Annotated in this window: 16 protein-coding genes; 10 read left to right on the top strand and 6 right to left on the bottom strand. The window is 73.7% G+C overall.

The genetic code is table 11. The features are described from left to right. The first annotated feature begins 8 nt into the window (after nt 1–8). The 4 genes from ACF1AG_RS10025 (at nt 9) to ACF1AG_RS10010 (ending at nt 4,393) form a co-directional block, all read left to right on the top strand. Nucleotides 9–635, top strand: coding sequence for a Uma2 family endonuclease (locus ACF1AG_RS10025; RefSeq protein WP_391809582.1), 627 nt, complete (start codon nt 9–11; stop codon nt 633–635). Nucleotides 636–723: 88 nt separating this feature from the next. Next, a complete protein-coding gene (gene mshB, locus ACF1AG_RS10020) occupies nt 724–1,590 on the top strand; it encodes an N-acetyl-1-D-myo-inositol-2-amino-2-deoxy-alpha-D-glucopyranoside deacetylase (protein ID WP_359605495.1) in 867 nt (288 codons plus the stop codon). A 20-nt stretch (nt 1,591–1,610) separates the two neighbouring features. Next, a complete protein-coding gene (locus tag ACF1AG_RS10015; protein ID WP_359605499.1) occupies nt 1,611–2,000 on the top strand; it encodes a DUF6113 family protein in 390 nt (129 codons plus the stop codon). A 194-nt stretch (nt 2,001–2,194) separates the two neighbouring features. Continuing rightward, nucleotides 2,195–4,393 carry a hypothetical protein gene (locus ACF1AG_RS10010; protein ID WP_387794911.1) on the top strand — a complete coding sequence of 733 codons (2,199 nt, stop codon included), beginning with the start codon at nt 2,195–2,197 and terminating at the stop codon, nt 4,391–4,393. Between the two features lie 318 nt (nt 4,394–4,711). On the opposite strand, the gene ACF1AG_RS10005 is transcribed toward ACF1AG_RS10010, so the two are convergent. Next, nucleotides 4,712–5,575 (bottom strand): transglutaminase-like domain-containing protein, encoded by an 864-nt coding sequence (locus ACF1AG_RS10005; protein WP_359748319.1) that lies wholly within the window; start codon nt 5,573–5,575, stop codon nt 4,712–4,714. A gap of 17 nt (nt 5,576–5,592) precedes the next feature. Next, nucleotides 5,593–6,681 carry a GNAT family N-acetyltransferase gene (locus ACF1AG_RS10000; RefSeq protein WP_359606207.1) on the bottom strand — a complete coding sequence of 363 codons (1,089 nt, stop codon included), beginning with the start codon at nt 6,679–6,681 and terminating at the stop codon, nt 5,593–5,595. 140 nt (nt 6,682–6,821) lie between these two features. Between ACF1AG_RS10000 and fdxA the strand changes: the two genes are divergently transcribed. Both fdxA and ACF1AG_RS09990 read left to right on the top strand, forming a co-directional pair. Beyond that, nucleotides 6,822–7,139, top strand: a complete 318-nt coding sequence (gene fdxA / locus ACF1AG_RS09995; protein ID WP_004926152.1) for a ferredoxin — start codon at nt 6,822–6,824, stop codon at nt 7,137–7,139. A 105-nt stretch (nt 7,140–7,244) separates the two neighbouring features. Continuing rightward, nucleotides 7,245–8,342 (top strand): bifunctional succinyldiaminopimelate transaminase/glutamate-prephenate aminotransferase, encoded by a 1,098-nt coding sequence (locus tag ACF1AG_RS09990; protein ID WP_359606209.1) that lies wholly within the window; start codon nt 7,245–7,247, stop codon nt 8,340–8,342. Between the two features lie 95 nt (nt 8,343–8,437). On the opposite strand, the gene ACF1AG_RS09985 is transcribed toward ACF1AG_RS09990, so the two are convergent. Beyond that, entirely contained in the window at nt 8,438–8,776 is a 339-nt protein-coding gene (locus ACF1AG_RS09985) for a hypothetical protein (RefSeq protein WP_033272139.1), read from the bottom strand. A gap of 195 nt (nt 8,777–8,971) precedes the next feature. Continuing rightward, nucleotides 8,972–9,958 (bottom strand): heavy metal transporter, encoded by a 987-nt coding sequence (locus ACF1AG_RS09980; RefSeq protein ID WP_387794910.1) that lies wholly within the window; start codon nt 9,956–9,958, stop codon nt 8,972–8,974. Between the two features lie 84 nt (nt 9,959–10,042). Here ACF1AG_RS09980 and dapE point away from each other — a divergent pair, with 84 nt between their 5' ends. Together dapE and ACF1AG_RS09970 are read left to right on the top strand one after the other, a co-directional pair. Then, nucleotides 10,043–11,122 carry a succinyl-diaminopimelate desuccinylase gene (gene dapE / locus ACF1AG_RS09975; RefSeq protein ID WP_359606213.1) on the top strand — a complete coding sequence of 360 codons (1,080 nt, stop codon included), beginning with the start codon at nt 10,043–10,045 and terminating at the stop codon, nt 11,120–11,122. 120 nt (nt 11,123–11,242) lie between these two features. Then, the gene (locus ACF1AG_RS09970; RefSeq protein ID WP_359606215.1) at nt 11,243–12,001 is read left to right on the top strand and encodes a TIGR00730 family Rossman fold protein; all 759 of its coding nucleotides are present in this window, start codon (nt 11,243–11,245) and stop codon (nt 11,999–12,001) included. Between the two features lie 48 nt (nt 12,002–12,049). Here the strand turns inward: ACF1AG_RS09970 and folP are convergent, their stop codons facing one another. Beyond that, the gene (folP, locus tag ACF1AG_RS09965; RefSeq protein WP_359606216.1) at nt 12,050–12,910 is read right to left on the bottom strand and encodes a dihydropteroate synthase; all 861 of its coding nucleotides are present in this window, start codon (nt 12,908–12,910) and stop codon (nt 12,050–12,052) included. A gap of 132 nt (nt 12,911–13,042) precedes the next feature. On the opposite strand from folP, the gene ACF1AG_RS09960 reads away from it, so the two are divergent. Both ACF1AG_RS09960 and ACF1AG_RS09955 read left to right on the top strand, forming a co-directional pair. Continuing rightward, nucleotides 13,043–13,405 carry a DivIVA domain-containing protein gene (locus tag ACF1AG_RS09960; protein ID WP_359606218.1) on the top strand — a complete coding sequence of 121 codons (363 nt, stop codon included), beginning with the start codon at nt 13,043–13,045 and terminating at the stop codon, nt 13,403–13,405. Next, complete coding sequence (locus ACF1AG_RS09955) at nt 13,402–13,992, top strand: DNA-3-methyladenine glycosylase I (RefSeq protein ID WP_391809581.1); 591 nt, start codon at nt 13,402–13,404, stop codon at nt 13,990–13,992. Before ACF1AG_RS09960 ends, ACF1AG_RS09955 begins: the two co-directional genes overlap by 4 nt. A gap of 139 nt (nt 13,993–14,131) precedes the next feature. Here the strand turns inward: ACF1AG_RS09955 and ACF1AG_RS09950 are convergent, their stop codons facing one another. Beyond that, nucleotides 14,132–14,935 carry an enoyl-CoA hydratase/isomerase family protein gene (locus tag ACF1AG_RS09950; protein WP_387794908.1) on the bottom strand — a complete coding sequence of 268 codons (804 nt, stop codon included), beginning with the start codon at nt 14,933–14,935 and terminating at the stop codon, nt 14,132–14,134. Nucleotides 14,936–14,943 lie beyond the last annotated feature (8 nt).

Here is a 14,943-nt window from a genome sequence, read left to right as displayed (position 1 = left end):
CGAGCGCCATGACCGTCGCACCCGACGACGCTCGGCAGAACGCCTCCCACCTGTACCGGGCCATGCGCGACTTCGTGCAGTCGATGGACGACACGCTGCCCGGGAAGTTCGAGGTCACCAAGGAAGGGATCGTCCACGACATGTTGGCGCCCGTGAAGCAGCACGAGTTGACCGTGCTGCGTCTCCGGAAGCGGCTGGAGAAGGTCATGCCGGAGGAGATCGTCGCGCACACGGGCGAACCCGATGTGGAGGGCGAGCCCGAGGGGATCATGCGCCGCCCCGACGTCATGGTGATCGCCGAGGAGGACATGGAAGGGGACGGCACCTTCGATCCCCGCACCCTGGTGGCCGCGGTTGAGATCGTCTCCCGGTCCAACCCCGACAACGACTGGGTCGGCAAGACGCGTGACTATCCCCTGCTCGGCGTCCCCGTCTACGCGGTCTTCGACCCCCGCACCGGCACCGGCGCAGTCTTCACGGACATCCACCCGACCCCGGACGGTCCCCGCTACGCCACCCGCAAGGACTTCCTCTACGGCGAGGACGTCACCATCGGCGAATGGACCATCCCCACGGACGGCCTGCCGCGCTACCCCGACGATGGGAGCGGCCACACCTCGGCGACGCGCGGTTGACCCGCCGGCGTCGACACCCCCGGGGCCCGCACCCCGCGCGGCCGGACGGGTCCGCGGGAAGCGCTCCGCGCCACATAGGCTGGAGCCCATGACGGAACTGCCCGAGCGGCGTCTGATGCTGGTGCACGCGCACCCGGACGACGAGTCGATCAACAACGGTGCGACCATGGCGCGTCACGCGGCCGAGGGCGACCATGTGACGCTGGTCACCTGCACCCTCGGTGAGCGCGGCGAGGTCATCCCGCCCGAGCTGCGGCACCTGAGCGGCGCCGCCCTCGGCGGACACCGGCTGGGCGAACTGCGCGAGGCCATGGCCGCGCTCGGCGTCACGGACTTCCGGCTGCTCGGCGGGGCCGGGCGGTACAGCGACTCCGGGATGATGGGGCTGCCCGACAACGACGACCCCGGCTGCTTCTGGCAGGCCGACGTCGACCAGGCCGCCGGGCTGCTCGCCGAGGTGATCCTCGAGGTGCGCCCGCAGGTCCTGGTCACCTACGACGACAACGGCGGCTACGGCCACCCCGACCACATCCAGGCCCACCGCGTAGCCATGCGCGCCGTCGAACTGGCCGCCGCCCGCGGCTGGGACGTGCCCAAGGTCTACTGGAACCGCGTGCCGCGCTCCGTGGCCGACGAGGCCTTCGCCCGGCTGGAGCGCGACCTGCCCGGCCTCCCCTTCGACAAGTCGGCCTCGGTCGGGGACGTCCCCGGCGTGGTCGACGACGAGCGGATCACCACCGCCGTCGACGGCACCGCGTACGCCGGGGCGAAAGCCGCCGCCATGCGCGCCCACGCCACCCAGATCACCGTCGCCGACCAGCCGTACTTCGTGCTGTCGAACGAGCTTGCGCAGCCGCTGTTCACCACCGAGTACTACGAGCTGGTGCGCGGCGAGCGCCCGGCGGGCCGTGAGGACGACCTCTTCGCCGGCGTCGCCACCGGAGAGACGTCGTGAGCGGCGACCGCGCGCCCCTGATGGCGCAGCCCCTGCGCCCCCCGTCCGCGGGGCGCGCCGCCGCCCTGCTCGGACTGCTGGTGCTCGGCGCCCTGGTCGGCGTCGCCGGGGCGCTCGTCCAGCCCGCGTGGTTCCCCGGCGGGCTGCTGCTCGCCCTGGCCGGCGAGGCGGGGGCGGTGCTCGGGGCGGCGCGGCTGATGCGGAGCCGGTCCGGCGGGATCGCCGTCGCCGCCGGCTGGATGATCACCGTCGTCCTGCTCACGGTCAGCCGTCCGGAAGGCGACTTCCTGTTCGCCGCGGGCAGCGGCTCCTACCTCTTCCTCCTCGGCGGCATCGCCGTGGCTGTGATCTGTGCCACCTTCGGGCCCGGGAGGCAACCGGACGGGGACTCCGCCCGACTTCGCAAGTGACGTACCACTTCGCCTTGCCAGGGGCGTGATGGTCCGGTGTGGGTTTCCCCGGCGGTACTGGGATACGGGCCGGATATGGCCAGTAAGGTGGTGCGCGCCGCCGAGCCTCCCTCGACCCCTCGGCCTCGCCCGAGCTGGGAGGACCCCCACCGTGAGGTCGTGACGGGCGGCGGAGCCAACCGGGAGAACCTGCCTTGAGTCGTGAAACTGACACTCCGTCCTCCGGGCCCAACGGGCGCGGCGGAGCCGCCTACCCGTCGGGCACCCCGCCCTACGGGATCCCGGCGATTCCGGACGAGGGCACGGACGCGGGCCGTCCGGCCGCGCGGCCGGAGGAACGCAAGACCGAGACCACGCTGACGACCCGAATCCGGATCAACATCCCCGGGTCGCGCCCGATTCCGCCGGTCGTCGTGCGCAAGCCCGTCACGGACGCGGACGGCAAGAAGGCGGACGCCGACACCGAGGCAGCCGCCGGGCCCCCTCCCGCCGCACCCGCCGCCGACCCCGTCGAGCCGCCCGCGCGGCCCGAGACGGCCGACAGGCCCGCAGCCGACCAGAAGCCCGCGAGCGACTGGTTCGCGCCACGCAAGTCCCCGGCCGGCAAGCCCGGTCAGGCCGGCGGCGCGGCCAACGCGGCGTCCGCGCCCGGCACTTCCGGCGCGCCCTCCGGCACCGCTCCCGGGGCGCCCTCCGGCGCGCCGTCGGGCGCCGGTCCCAAGGCCCCTGGCACCGCTCCCAAGGCCCCGGGCGGCCCTTCCGCCCAGAACGGTTCCGGCGCCGGACGCCCCGGCGGCGTGGTCGGCTCCATGGGCGCGCCCGGCGGACCCCGCCCCGGCGGCCCGAAGGCGCCCGGACCCACCGGCGCGGCCGGTGCGACCGGCGGACCCGTGGCTCCCGGGCACGGCGGCGGCACCGGCTCCTTCGACGTGACCGAGGCGCTCGCCGGCGCTCCCGGCGGCAACCGCGCCGGCGAATCCCGCCGCGACGACCTGCCGTACTTCGCCGACGACGCCAAGGGCGGCCCCCAGCGCGGCCCCGGCGCACGCCCGGGCGCCGGCGCGCCCGGACCCGGGCGTCCCGGCGGCCCGCAGGCCCCCGCCGGGCCCACCGGCGGCCCGGTCACCGGGGACGGCCCGATGACCCCGCCTGGCGGTGGCGCGCCCTTCACCGAGGAGCGCACCGGCTCGCACGCGATGCCCGGCGGCGGCCTGAGCGACGACACCGCCATCCTCACCCCGCAGAAGCCCGCCGGCTCCGGCGACCGCGGCTACCCGCGCCACGACAACGTCTCCGGGCAGACCGTGACCAGCGGCATCCCGGTGATCCCGCCGAGCGCCTCCTTCGACGCCCCCGGCACGGGCCCCAACGCCCCGGGACCGCACACCCCGCCCAAGCTGCCCGAGCCGGTCAGCCCGCCCCCTTCGGGCTCCGCCAAGGCGCCGAAGAAGAAGGGCCGCAACAAGCTGGTGCTCCTCGCCACCGGCGTCGTCCTCGTCGCCGGCGTCGCCTACGGCGCGGGCCTGCTGATGAACCGTTCCGACGTGCCCAAGGGCACCACGGTGCTCGGCATCGAGATCGGCGGCGGCACCCGCGACGAAGCCGTGAAGAAGCTCGACGGCGCGCTCGACGGGCGGCTGAACAAGCCGCTCAAGCTGTCCGTCGACGGCAAGACCTTCGAACTCCAGCCGGACAACGCGGGTCTCCAGGTCGACGTCGACGCCACCGTCGGCAAGGCCGCCACCAGCGACTACAACCCGGTCAACGTGATCGGCTCGCTGTTCGGCCAGTCGCGCGTCGTCGAGCCGGAGATCCCGGTCGACCACGAGAAGCTCCAGGCAGCCCTGGAGAGCGCCGCGGGAGGCGCCGGCACGGTCAAGGAGGGCTCGATCAAGTTCGAGTCCGGCAAGGCCGTCCCGGTCTACCCGCAGGCGGGCAAGGGCGTCGACGTCGCCAAGGCGGCCGACGTGGTCGCCGCCGCGTACCGCACGCAGGTGGAGACCGGCACCGCCGCCGCGGTGAACGTGCCGACGACGACCCAGCAGCCGAAGGTCACCAAGGCCGAGGTCGACCGGATGATGAAGGAGTTCGCCGAGCCCGCGATGTCCGACCGGGTCACCGTGCAGACCGACCCGGCGCACTCGGTGCCGATGAGCCCCGAGAAGTCGCTGTGGAAGTTCCTGCGCGTCGAGGCGGTCAACGGCAAGCTCGTCGAGAAGCCCGACCTGAAGGCCCTGGAGAACCTGTACGGCCAGGCCTTCGACGGCGTGCTCATCACCCGCGGCAACGGCGAGAAGACCGCCGTCACCCCGCAGGACGTCTACGGCGCCCTGCGTCAGGCGCTGGTCAGCAAGGGTGACCGTACGGCCGTCATCGAGACGAACGCGAGCTGACGTACGACGGAAGCGGCGCCGCACGGGACAGTGCGGCGCCGCTTTTCCGTTCGCGCGACACGGTGCGCGGCGACTGCCGGACACGACATCCGTCATCCCGGGCTCACGACCACCGACACTGCCGGACGCCCGGCCCGGGACGCCACGGCGGGCGCATCACGGCGACGCGCACGGTCGCGTTGGACCCGGTGACCGGCGAAGACGGCGAGGTGCGGGCGGCCGTGGACGATGCTGCCCGCAACGGGGCAGAGGCGGTGCGCATCGCCCGGGACGAGGGCCGGCTGCGGACGGACCGATCGGCCGGCGGCGGTCACGGGTTCAGTTGAGCAGGGCCCGCGCGGCCAGGGCCTCCCCCCGGATGCGGTCCGCGGCCGCCGGGTCCACCGCCGCGACGACCTCCGCGTACGTCTCCAGTTCTGCCGCGCCCGTCGTGAACTCGCCGCGCTGGACGAGGAGCTGGGCGCGTTCGTAGCGCAGGCGGGCCGGGCGGGAGGGGAGAAGCAGGGCGAGGTCCAGGGCCCAGAGGCCGACGTCGGTGCGCTCGGGGCGGGTCGCCGCCCAGGCCCGGACGTTGTTCAGGATGCGCGCGACCACCTCCAGCGTCCCCGCCGGGGCCAGCATGGACGGCTCCAGCGGGCCTCCGGTGGCCCCGGCTACCAGCAGCTCCGCGTCCGGTCCCGTCAGCACCCGCCCGCCGTCGAACGGGTCGGCCAGCACCTGCCCGGCGCCCGGCCCCTCCGAGGCGCCGAAGCCCACGACGAAGTGCCCGGGCAGCGCGACGCCGTACACCGGCGCGCCCGCGCGCCGGGCCACCTCGATCCACACCACCGACAGCAGGATCGGCAGCCCGCGCCGGCGCCGCAGCACCTCGTGCAGCAGCGAGGACTCCAGCCGCCGGTAGTCGTCCGGCAGACCGTGGAAGCCGTACCGCTCGCCCAGCAGGTCCCGCAGCGCCACCGCCCACGCGTGCGGCGAGCCCGGCCGGTGCGGCAGCTCGCCCGCCAGCCGGTCCAGCTCGATCTCCACCGCGTCCATGCCGTCCTCGTCCAGCGTGCCGTCGCCCTCCGCGGCCACCAGCAGGCACAGCGCGGACAGGCCCGGACGCTCGCAGCGGGCCTCCTCGGCGAAGCGCTCGCGCAGTTCGGCGGAGCGCTCCGGCGGCGGGGGACAGGGGGAAGGCATACCCGGTTCGTGCCCGCTCACGACGCCCCGTCACCCACCGGGGCCGACGAATCCGGAGCAGATCCTTCCGATGCGGGTTCCCCCGGTGCGCGGTAGTGGTGGTACGCGTGGTGCGGGGCGAAGCCCAGACGGTCGTACAGCGCACGCCCGCCCTCGTTGTCCGTCTCGACCTGCAGCCAGGCCGCCGAGGCGCCCTCCTCCAGCGCACGCACGGCCAGCGCCGCCATCACGGCCGTGGCCAGACCCTCACGCCGCCGCGCCGGATCCACCTCGACCGCCGCGAACCCCGCCCACCGGCCGTCCACGACACACCGCCCGATCGCGGCCGGCGCCTCGGCGCCCGGCTCTCCCGGCACGGTCGCGAACCACACCGACGGCTCACCCGGGCCCAGGCCGCCCGAAGGGCCTCCGCCCAGCACCCGCAGGGCCACCTCGCTCACCCCCTTGCGCTGGTACCGCGTCAGCCACGCCTCGTCCGCGTCCCGGGACAGCAGCACCTCGGACGTGTCGTCACCCAGGTCGGCGACCGGGGCGAGCCCGCCCGTCCACAGCTCGGCGGTCACCTCGCGGACCCATCCGCGCCGCTCCAGCTCCGCGCACAGCAGCTCCTGCGTGCCCTCCGCGCCGGTCGCGGTCTGCACGTACGCCGGCAGCCCCCGGGCCGCGTACCAGCGGCGTACGGCCGTCAGCGCGTCGTCGAGCGGCAGGCCCGGGTCGCCCAGCGGCAGCACCGAGTTGGCCCGCCGCGTGAAACCCGCGGCCGCCCTCAGCTCCCACTCGCCGAGCAGCTCGCTCTCCACCGGCCTCCAGCCGCGCGCGGCCACCCGCGCCAGTTCTCCGTAGGACGCGGCGGGGCCCCGCCGACGCGCCGGGGCGGCCGGCACGACCTTGCCCGCGACCAGCGCCGACTCGGCGACGCGGACACTTTCACCGCCCTTCCTTGTGATCCGCAACACACCGTTGTCCCATGATGTGAGAACCCCGACCGTGTCGCTGAACTTCTCACCCGAGGGACCATGTTCGATCAAGCTCCTAACGGAGACCCGTTTTCCCACGTCAGCAGCGGTGATGCGGACCTCGAGGCGCCCGGCGGCTGAGATTTCCACAGGTCAGTTCACCCCTCCTGTTCGGATCATGCTCCGGAACGGAGATACTAGGGGCGGGCATCGACGACGCCGCGCTCCCGCGCGCCAGGCGGCGGAGCCTGAGGAGGCCCGCCAGCGCCCTATCGAGGAGGAACGACAGCGTGACCTACGTCATCGCGCAGCCTTGTGTCGACGTCAAGGACAAGGCGTGCATCGAGGAGTGCCCGGTCGACTGCATCTACGAGGGCCAGCGGTCCTTGTACATCCACCCGGACGAATGCGTCGACTGCGGCGCCTGTGAACCGGTCTGCCCGGTCGAGGCCATCTTCTACGAGGACGACACCCCGGAGGAGTGGAAGGACTACTACAAGGCGAACGTCGAGTTCTTCGACGAGCTCGGCTCCCCGGGCGGCGCCAGCAAGCTCGGTCTGATCGAGCGGGACCACCCGTTCATCGCCGCGCTGCCGCCGCAGGCCTGATCGTCCCGCAGCGGTCCCGCACCGACGCGCCGCCCTCGGTCCCGTACGGCCCGCCCGCCGTACGGGACCGAGGCGTTCGCCGAACCAGAAAGTGAGCCCCCGCCCGTGTCCGCAGTCTCCGACCGGCTGCCCGCCTTCCCCTGGGACAAGCTGGAGCCGTACAAGAAGACGGCCGCCGCGCACCCCGACGGCATCGTCGACCTCTCGGTGGGCACCCCCGTCGACCCGGTGCCCGAGCACATCCAGAAGGCGCTGATCGCGGCGGCGGACTCGCCGGGCTACCCCACGGTGTGGGGCACCCCGGAACTGCGGGACGCGCTCACCCGCTGGGCGGAACACCGGCTCGGCGCCCGCGAGGTGACCCACCGGCACGTCCTGCCGGTCGTCGGCTCCAAGGAACTCGTCGCCTGGCTCCCCACCCAGCTCGGCCTCGGCCCCGGCGACCAGGTCGCCTTCCCGCGCCTGGCCTACCCGACGTACGAGGTCGGCGCCCGCCTGGCGCGCGCCGAGCACGTGGCGTACGACGACCCCACCGAGCTGGACCCCGCGCGGCTGAAGCTGCTGTGGCTGAACTCGCCGTCCAACCCGACGGGCCGGGTGCTGTCCAAGGAGGAGCTGACCCGGATCGTCGCCTGGGCCCGCGAGCACGGCGTCCTCGTCCTCTCCGACGAGTGCTACATCGAACTCGGCTGGGAGGCCGACCCCGTCTCGGTGCTCCACCCGGACGTCAACGGCGGCTCCTACGACGGCATCGTCGCCGTCCACTCCCTGTCCAAGCGGTCCAACCTGGCCGGCTACCGCGCCGCGTTCCTGGCCGGCGACCCGGCCGTGCTCGGACCGCTGCTCGAGATCCGCAAGCACGGCGGCATGATGACCCCGGCGCCCACCCAGGCGGCCGTGGTGGCGGCCCTCGGCGACGACGAGCACGTCCGCGTCCAGCGCGAGCGGTACGCGGCCCGCCGCACCGCCCTGCGCGACGCGCTGCTCGCCCACGGCTTCCGCATCGAGCACAGCGAGGCCAGCCTCTACCTGTGGGCCACGCGTGACGAGTCCTGCTGGGACACCGTCGCCCACCTCGCCGACCGCGGCATCCTGGTCGCCCCCGGCGACTTCTACGGTCCCGCCGGCGACCGCTTCGTCCGCGTGGCACTGACCGCGACGGACGAACGGGTCCGGGCGGCGGTCGCACGCCTCACCGCCTGACCGCACCCGAAACCGCTCCAGGCACACCGAAGGGGCCCGGGGGGAGAGATCCCGGGCCCCTTCGGCTTCGCCGGGGGTCGCCTTCGGCGGAGGGGTCAGCCGAGGGGCAGGCCCTTGACCGGCAGGTTCTTCGTCGGGCCGCCCTTGCCGAGGGAGTCGGTCGGCAGCTCCTTCACCACCGGCACGGCCTTCTTCACGGTCTTGCCCGCGGCCGGGGCCACCTCGGTCGCGTCCGGGGTGGTCTTGCCGACGCCCCGCGTCACGTTGTCCACGGTCTTGCCGGGAGCACCGTCCAGGGCGCTCAGCCCGAGGTTCGGGGCGGACGGCAGCGCCGGCGCCGCGCTCGCGGAACCGGCCGCACCGACCCCGGCGGCCGCTCCCGCAGCGACGAGCAGCGCGGCACGGGCGATCCGACGGGTCAGGGGGAGGGACATGGTGCTCCTTCGACGGCAGACAACGGTGGTGCCCGGTCGGACGGTCAGGACCGGCCGGCCGGACGCACTGATTACCGCCCGACCGCCAAGAAGGTTGCGCGCGTGTCCGGCAAAGAGTCGGCAATGCGGCGCAATGTCGGACCCGCGCAACGCCTCCGGGTGATCACCCGCACGCCTGCTCGGCAACGCTGCTCGCTACTGCCCGGTGGTGATCCGGACCGCGTCCGCTTCCCCGTCCGAGCCCGCCGACCCCTTGCCGTCCAGCGGCCGCCACCGACTGTCGGTGTGCCCGGCAAGCCACTCGCGGCCGGCGTAGGAAACACTCCGTATGTGCAGCTGGGAGGCGTTGGCCACGGCCCAGTGGGCCAGCTGCCAGCCGCGCGCCCCGGCGTCCCGCCGGTCACCGGCCACGGTGGTGACCGGCAGTGTCACGATGCCGTCGCCGGATTCCGCTTCCGTGTCGGACGGCTCCGGGGAGGAGGCCCGCCCCTTGCCGTCGTCCACCTCGGCGCCCGCCGGCTCCAGCACGTCCCGCCCGAAATCCCGGGCCAGCGCGGCCCGTACCGCGTCCGCGCCCTTCGCCCGGGTCGCCGCCGGACGGCCGTCGCACGTCAGCGTCGCGCCCGAGCGCCCGGTGAGGGCGGCGGCGAGCAGCGTGGCGTCCGGCTCGTGCTTGGCGTACGCCTGCGGGAAACCGCTGCGCTGCACCTTCTGCGCGGCGACGGTGAGCGGCAGCCGCGTGTAGCCCGGCACCTTCTCCAGGTGCTCGTAGAACTTCTCCGACGCGTACGTGGGGTCCATGATCTGCTGCGGCGTGCCCCAGCCCTGCGAGGGGCGCTGCTGGAACAGGCCGACCGAGTCACGGTCGCCGTAGTCGATGTTGCGCAGCGCCGACTCCTGGAGAGCCGTCGCCAGCGCGATCGTCACGGCCCGCTCGGGCAGGTCGCGCGCGGTGCCCACGGCGGTGATCGTCGCCGCGTTCACCGCCTGCTCGGGGGTGAACTCGTAGGTCGCCCCGTCGCCCTTGCCGGACACGACCTTGCAGCCGGGGCCGCCCGTCCCTCCGGTGACGTACTGCACCACGAGGTAACCGGCGACCGCTGACAGCACCGCGAAGGCCGCGCCGCAGCGGAGCAGACGGCCACGGCGCTTGCGCTGGGGAGTGGGGGACGGCTCTGGCACGCGTACAAGGTACTGGAGAGTACGTTCTTGTGTGAGCCGGGTGTGGACAGTGGCCCGTGAGCCGCCCGCGCTAGGGTCGACGGCATGGCCGACACCCCGCTTGACCTCACGCTGGACGCCGCGCGCCTCACCGCGCAGCTCGTCGACTTCCCCTCCGAGAGCGGCACCGAGAAGCCGCTGGCGGACGCGATCGAGACGGCGCTGCGCGCGCTGCCGCACCTGACGGTCGACCGGCACGGCAACAACGTCGTGGCCCGCACCGGCCTCGGCCGCCCGGAGCGGGTGATCCTCGCCGGCCACATCGACACGGTGCCGATCGCCGGCAACGTGCCCTCGCGCCTCGACGAGGACGGCGTCCTGTGGGGTTGCGGCACCTGCGACATGAAGGCGGGCGTCGCCGTCCAGCTGCGCATCGCGGCGACCGTCCCCGAGCCCAACCGCGACCTGACCTTCGTGTTCTACGACAACGAGGAGGTCGCCGCCGACCTCAACGGCCTGGGGCACGTCGCCGAGGCGCACCCCGAGTGGCTGGAAGGCGACTTCGCGGTCCTCCTGGAGCCCTCCGACGGGCAGGTCGAGGGCGGCTGCCAGGGCACCCTGCGCGTGCTGCTGAAGACCTCCGGCGAGCGCGCCCACTCCGCGCGCGGCTGGATGGGCTCCAACGCCGTCCACGCCGCCGCCCCGATCCTGCAGCGCCTCGCCTCCTACGAGCCCCGGTGGCCGGTCATCGACGGCCTGGAGTACCGCGAGGGCCTCAACGCGGTCGGCATCTCCGGAGGCGTCGCCGGCAACGTCATCCCCGACGAGTGCATCGTCACGGTGAACTTCCGCTACGCCCCCGACCGCACCGAGGAGGAGGCCCTGGCACACGTCAGGGAGGTCTTCGCGGACTGCGGCGTGACCGAGTTCGTGGTGGACGACCACAGCGGCGCGGCCCTGCCCGGCCTGTCCCACCCGGCCGCGGCCGCCTTCATCGAGGCGGTCGGCGGCACCCCGCAGCCCAAGTACGGCTGGACCGACGTCTCCCGCTTCTCCGCGCTGGGCGTCCCCGCCGTGAACTACGGCCCCGGCAACCCCCACCTGGCCCACAGGCGGGACGAGCGCGTCGACACCGCCAAGATCCTCGCGGGGGAGGAACGGCTGCGGTCCTGGCTGACCGCCTGACACCCGGACGGACGGGTGAGCGTTTGGAACGCTCTCCCGTGGACATGCTGACGTCCCCCGCACGTAACCCGCGTAGATCTACGCTGAGGCGGTACGACCTGGCAAACGGAGGGAGCGCACATGGCTACGGGCAACCCTGAGGGGAAGCGGCAGCCGCCGGAGGAGAAGCGCCTGGGGCCGGTCCTCCGCCGGCGCGGTCAGGTGGACTCCAGCACCACCGACCAGCGACTGCTGGACGAGCGCGCGCCGAGCGACTGGGTGCACACCGACCCCTGGCGGGTGCTGCGCATCCAGTCGGAGTTCATCGAGGGCTTCGGCACCCTGGCGGAACTTCCGCCCGCGATCAGCGTCTTCGGCTCCGCCCGCACCCCCGCGGACTCGCCCGAGTACGACGCCGGGGTGAGGCTCGGCCGCGGTCTGGTCGAGGCGGGCTTCGCCGTCATCACCGGCGGCGGCCCGGGCGCCATGGAGGCGGCCAACAAGGGCGCCCTGGAGGCCGACGGCGTGTCGGTCGGCCTCGGCATCGAGCTGCCCTTCGAGCAGGGCCTGAACCGGTACGTCGACATCGGGCTGAACTTCCGGTACTTCTTCGTCCGGAAGATGATGTTCGTCAAGTACGCGCAGGGCTTCGTCGTCCTGCCCGGCGGCCTCGGCACGCTCGACGAGCTCTTCGAGGCCCTCACCCTGGTCCAGACCCAGAAGGTCACCCAGTTCCCCATCGTGCTGTTCGGCACCGAGTACTGGGGCGGCCTCGTCGAATGGCTGCGCTCCACGGTGATCGGCCAGGGCAAGGCGGCCGAGAAGGACCTGCTGCTGTTCCACGTCACGGACGACGTGGACGAGGCCGTGGCCCTGGTCTCCAAGGAAGCGGGCCGCTAGACGCCCGCGGGGGCGGCCGGGTCGACGACCCCGCCGCCCCGGCTTCCGTCACGCAAGCCCGCGCCGCGCCACCGCCGGCTCCCGGTCCCCGGCGATCGACGACACCATGTCCAGCACCTGACGCGTCTCGGCGACCTCGTGCACCCGGTACACCCGGGCGCCCAGCCACGCCGACACCGCCGTCGTCGCGAGCGTCCCCACCACCCGCTCCTTCACCGGGCGGTCCAGCGTCTCGCCGACGAAGTCCTTGTTGGACAGCGACACCAGCACGGGCCAGCCGGTGGCCACCATCTCGCCGAGCCGCCGGGTCGCCTCCAGGCTGTGCCGGGTGTTCTTCCCGAAGTCGTGCCCCGGGTCGATCATCACCGACTCCCGCGGCACCCCCAGCTCCACCGCCCGCTCGGCCAGCCCCAGGGTCACGGCGAGGATGTCCGCCATGACGTCGTCGTACGTCGCCCGGTGCGGCCGGGTCCGCGGCTCGGCCCCGCCCGCGTGCGTGCACACCAGCCCCGCGCCGTACCGCGCGGCCACCTCCGCCAGACGCGGGTCCACCCCGCCCCACGCGTCGTTCAGCACGTCCGCGCCCGCCTCGCACACAGCCTCGCCGACCTCGTGCCGCCAGGTGTCCACGCTGATCACCACGTCCGGGAAGCGACGGCGCACCTCGGCGACGAAACCGACCGTCCGCCGCACCTCCTCCTCGGCCGACACCTCCTCGCCGGGCCCCGCCTTCACCCCGCCGATGTCGATGATCGCGGCGCCCTCGGCCACCGCCTGCTCCACGCGCGCGAGCGCCGGCTCGTCGCGGAAGGTGGCGCCCTGGTCGTAGAAGGAGTCCGGGGTCCGGTTCACGATCGCCATGATCACCCGCTCGTGCGGTGCGAATTCCCGCCTGCCCAGCCTGAGCATCCCCTGGAACCTCTCCTCGTCCGGCCGTCCGGGCCGCCTCCGTCCGCCCGGCGGTCCCGACTGTCAGACTCGCATGGCACGATCGGAGCCACACATCCGACTCCGACTCATCCGACCGTGGGGGCCCCGGCGATGGTTATGTTCCTGTTCCTGGTCGTCGCGCTGGCCGTCGTGGTGGGCGCGGTGACCCTCGCCGTGGTGGGCGGCGGCGACAACGCCCCGCTGCCCGAGGCGGCGCCGGAGCGACTCCAGGACTCCCTGCCTCCCGACCGCCCGGTCGGCCGCGCGGACGTCGACCGACTGCGCTTCCCGCTCGCCGCCCGCGGCTACCGCATGACGGACGTGGACGACGCCCTCGGCCGCCTCGCCGCCGAACTCGCCGAGCGGGACGCCCGGATCGCCGACCTGGAGTCCGCGCTGGCCGGCGCCCGCGCCGCCGCGGCGCACTTGTCCATGGACAAGCCCGCCGCGCACCCGGAGGACGATCAGCGGTGAGCGACCCCGCCGGCGAGAAGCTCCTCGGCCCGGACGGCCTGCCGCGCTGCCCCTGGGCGCTGTCCGCCCCGGACTACCTCGCCTACCACGACGAGGAGTGGGGCCGCCCGGTGCACGGCGACGACGCCCTCTTCGAGCGCCTCAGCCTGGAGGCGTTCCAGTCCGGGCTGTCGTGGATCACGATCCTGCGCCGCCGCCCCGGCTTCCGCGCCGCCTTCTCCGGCTTCCGCATCGCCGACGTCGCCGCATTCACCGACGCCGACCGCGAACGCCTGCTGGCCGACACGGGCATCATCCGCAACCGCGCGAAGATCGACGCCACGCTGGCCAACGCCCGCGTGCTGGCCGAGTGGAGGCCCGGCGAGCTGGACACCCTGATCTGGTCCCACGCCCCCGAGAAGCCGGGCCCGGCCCCCCGCACCCTCGCGGACGTCCCCGCGGTCACGCAGGAGTCCACGGCCCTGGCCAAGACCCTCAAGAAGCAGGGCCTCCGCTTCGTCGGCCCCACGACGGCCTACGCCCTGATGCAGGCCTGCGGCCTGGTCAACGACCACCTGAGGACCTGCGCGGCAAGAAAAATGCCCTGAAGGGCTCGGGGAACTGCGCGCCGAGCCACGACGAACCGTCACGCGGACCTGCGGGCAGCCCCCTCGCCCCTGGGGCGCGGGGAACTGCGCGACCGGCCACGACGGAGCCGCACCTCCGCGCCCCCGCCGCAGCGACCCCTCACCGCCCCGAATACTGCGGCTTCTCCTTGTTCACGAACGCCCGAACCGCGATCCCGTGATCCTCGGACGACCCGGCCCGACTCTGCAGCTCGTCCTCCTTCTCCAGCGTCTCCTCCAGAGAGTGGCTCATCCCGTAAGCCACGGACTCCTTCAGCGCCGCATAGGCGACCGTCGGCCCCTGGGCCAGCCCTCGCGCCACCTTCTCCGCCTCCGCCCGCAGCTCGTCCGCCGGCACCACCCGGTTCGCGATCCCCAGCTCGTACGCCTCCTGCGCGGAGATGTTCCGCGGGAACAGCAGCAGATCCGTCGCCCGGCTGGGCCCGATCACCCGCGGCAGCGTCCAGGAGATACCCGAGTCCGCGGTCAGCGCGACCCCCGCGAACGACGTGTTGAACTTCGCCGTCTCCGCGACGATCCGGTAGTCCGCGGCCAGCGCGAACCCGAACCCGGCCCCCGCCGCCACGCCGTTCACGGCGGCCACCACCGGCTTCGGGGCACCCGCGATCGCCCGCACGATCGGGTTGTAGTGCTCGCGCACCGTGGACATGGTCTGCCCCGACCCGTTCTCCCGGTCGGCGGCCAGCAGCCCGATGTGCTCCTTGAGGTCCTGCCCGACGCAGAACGCCCGCTCCCCGGCCGCGGTCAGCAGCACGGCCCGTACGGCGTCGTCGTCCGCGGCGCCCTTGACCGCGTCCCGGAGGGCGACCTTCGCCGCGACGTTCAGCGCGTTCATCGCCTCGGGGCGGTTCAGCGTGATCGTCGCGAGTCCGTCGCTCACCTCGTAGAGCACGGTGTCGGCCATGGTCGTAT

This window comes from Streptomyces sp. NPDC014764 (assembly GCF_043082785.1).
Classification (GTDB): domain Bacteria; phylum Actinomycetota; class Actinomycetes; order Streptomycetales; family Streptomycetaceae; genus Streptomyces; species Streptomyces althioticus.
Note: the sequence above shows the minus strand (reverse complement) of the source record. Positions and strands in the feature narration are given on the sequence as shown.

Coding starts and splice junctions, on each gene's coding strand:
- mshB (WP_359605495.1), top strand. CDS start 724: ATGACGGAACTGCCCGAGCGGCGTCTGATGCTGGTGCACGCGCACCCG.
- ACF1AG_RS10025 (WP_391809582.1), top strand. CDS start 9: ATGACCGTCGCACCCGACGACGCTCGGCAGAACGCCTCCCACCTGTAC.
- ACF1AG_RS10005 (WP_359748319.1), bottom strand. CDS start 5,575: ATGCCTTCCCCCTGTCCCCCGCCGCCGGAGCGCTCCGCCGAACTGCGC.
- ACF1AG_RS09950 (WP_387794908.1), bottom strand. CDS start 14,935: ATGGCCGACACCGTGCTCTACGAGGTGAGCGACGGACTCGCGACGATC.
- folP (WP_359606216.1), bottom strand. CDS start 12,910: ATGCTCAGGCTGGGCAGGCGGGAATTCGCACCGCACGAGCGGGTGATC.
- ACF1AG_RS09985 (WP_033272139.1), bottom strand. CDS start 8,776: ATGTCCCTCCCCCTGACCCGTCGGATCGCCCGTGCCGCGCTGCTCGTC.
- ACF1AG_RS10015 (WP_359605499.1), top strand. CDS start 1,611: ATGGCGCAGCCCCTGCGCCCCCCGTCCGCGGGGCGCGCCGCCGCCCTG.
- dapE (WP_359606213.1), top strand. CDS start 10,043: ATGGCCGACACCCCGCTTGACCTCACGCTGGACGCCGCGCGCCTCACC.
- ACF1AG_RS09970 (WP_359606215.1), top strand. CDS start 11,243: ATGGCTACGGGCAACCCTGAGGGGAAGCGGCAGCCGCCGGAGGAGAAG.
- ACF1AG_RS09960 (WP_359606218.1), top strand. CDS start 13,043: ATGGTTATGTTCCTGTTCCTGGTCGTCGCGCTGGCCGTCGTGGTGGGC.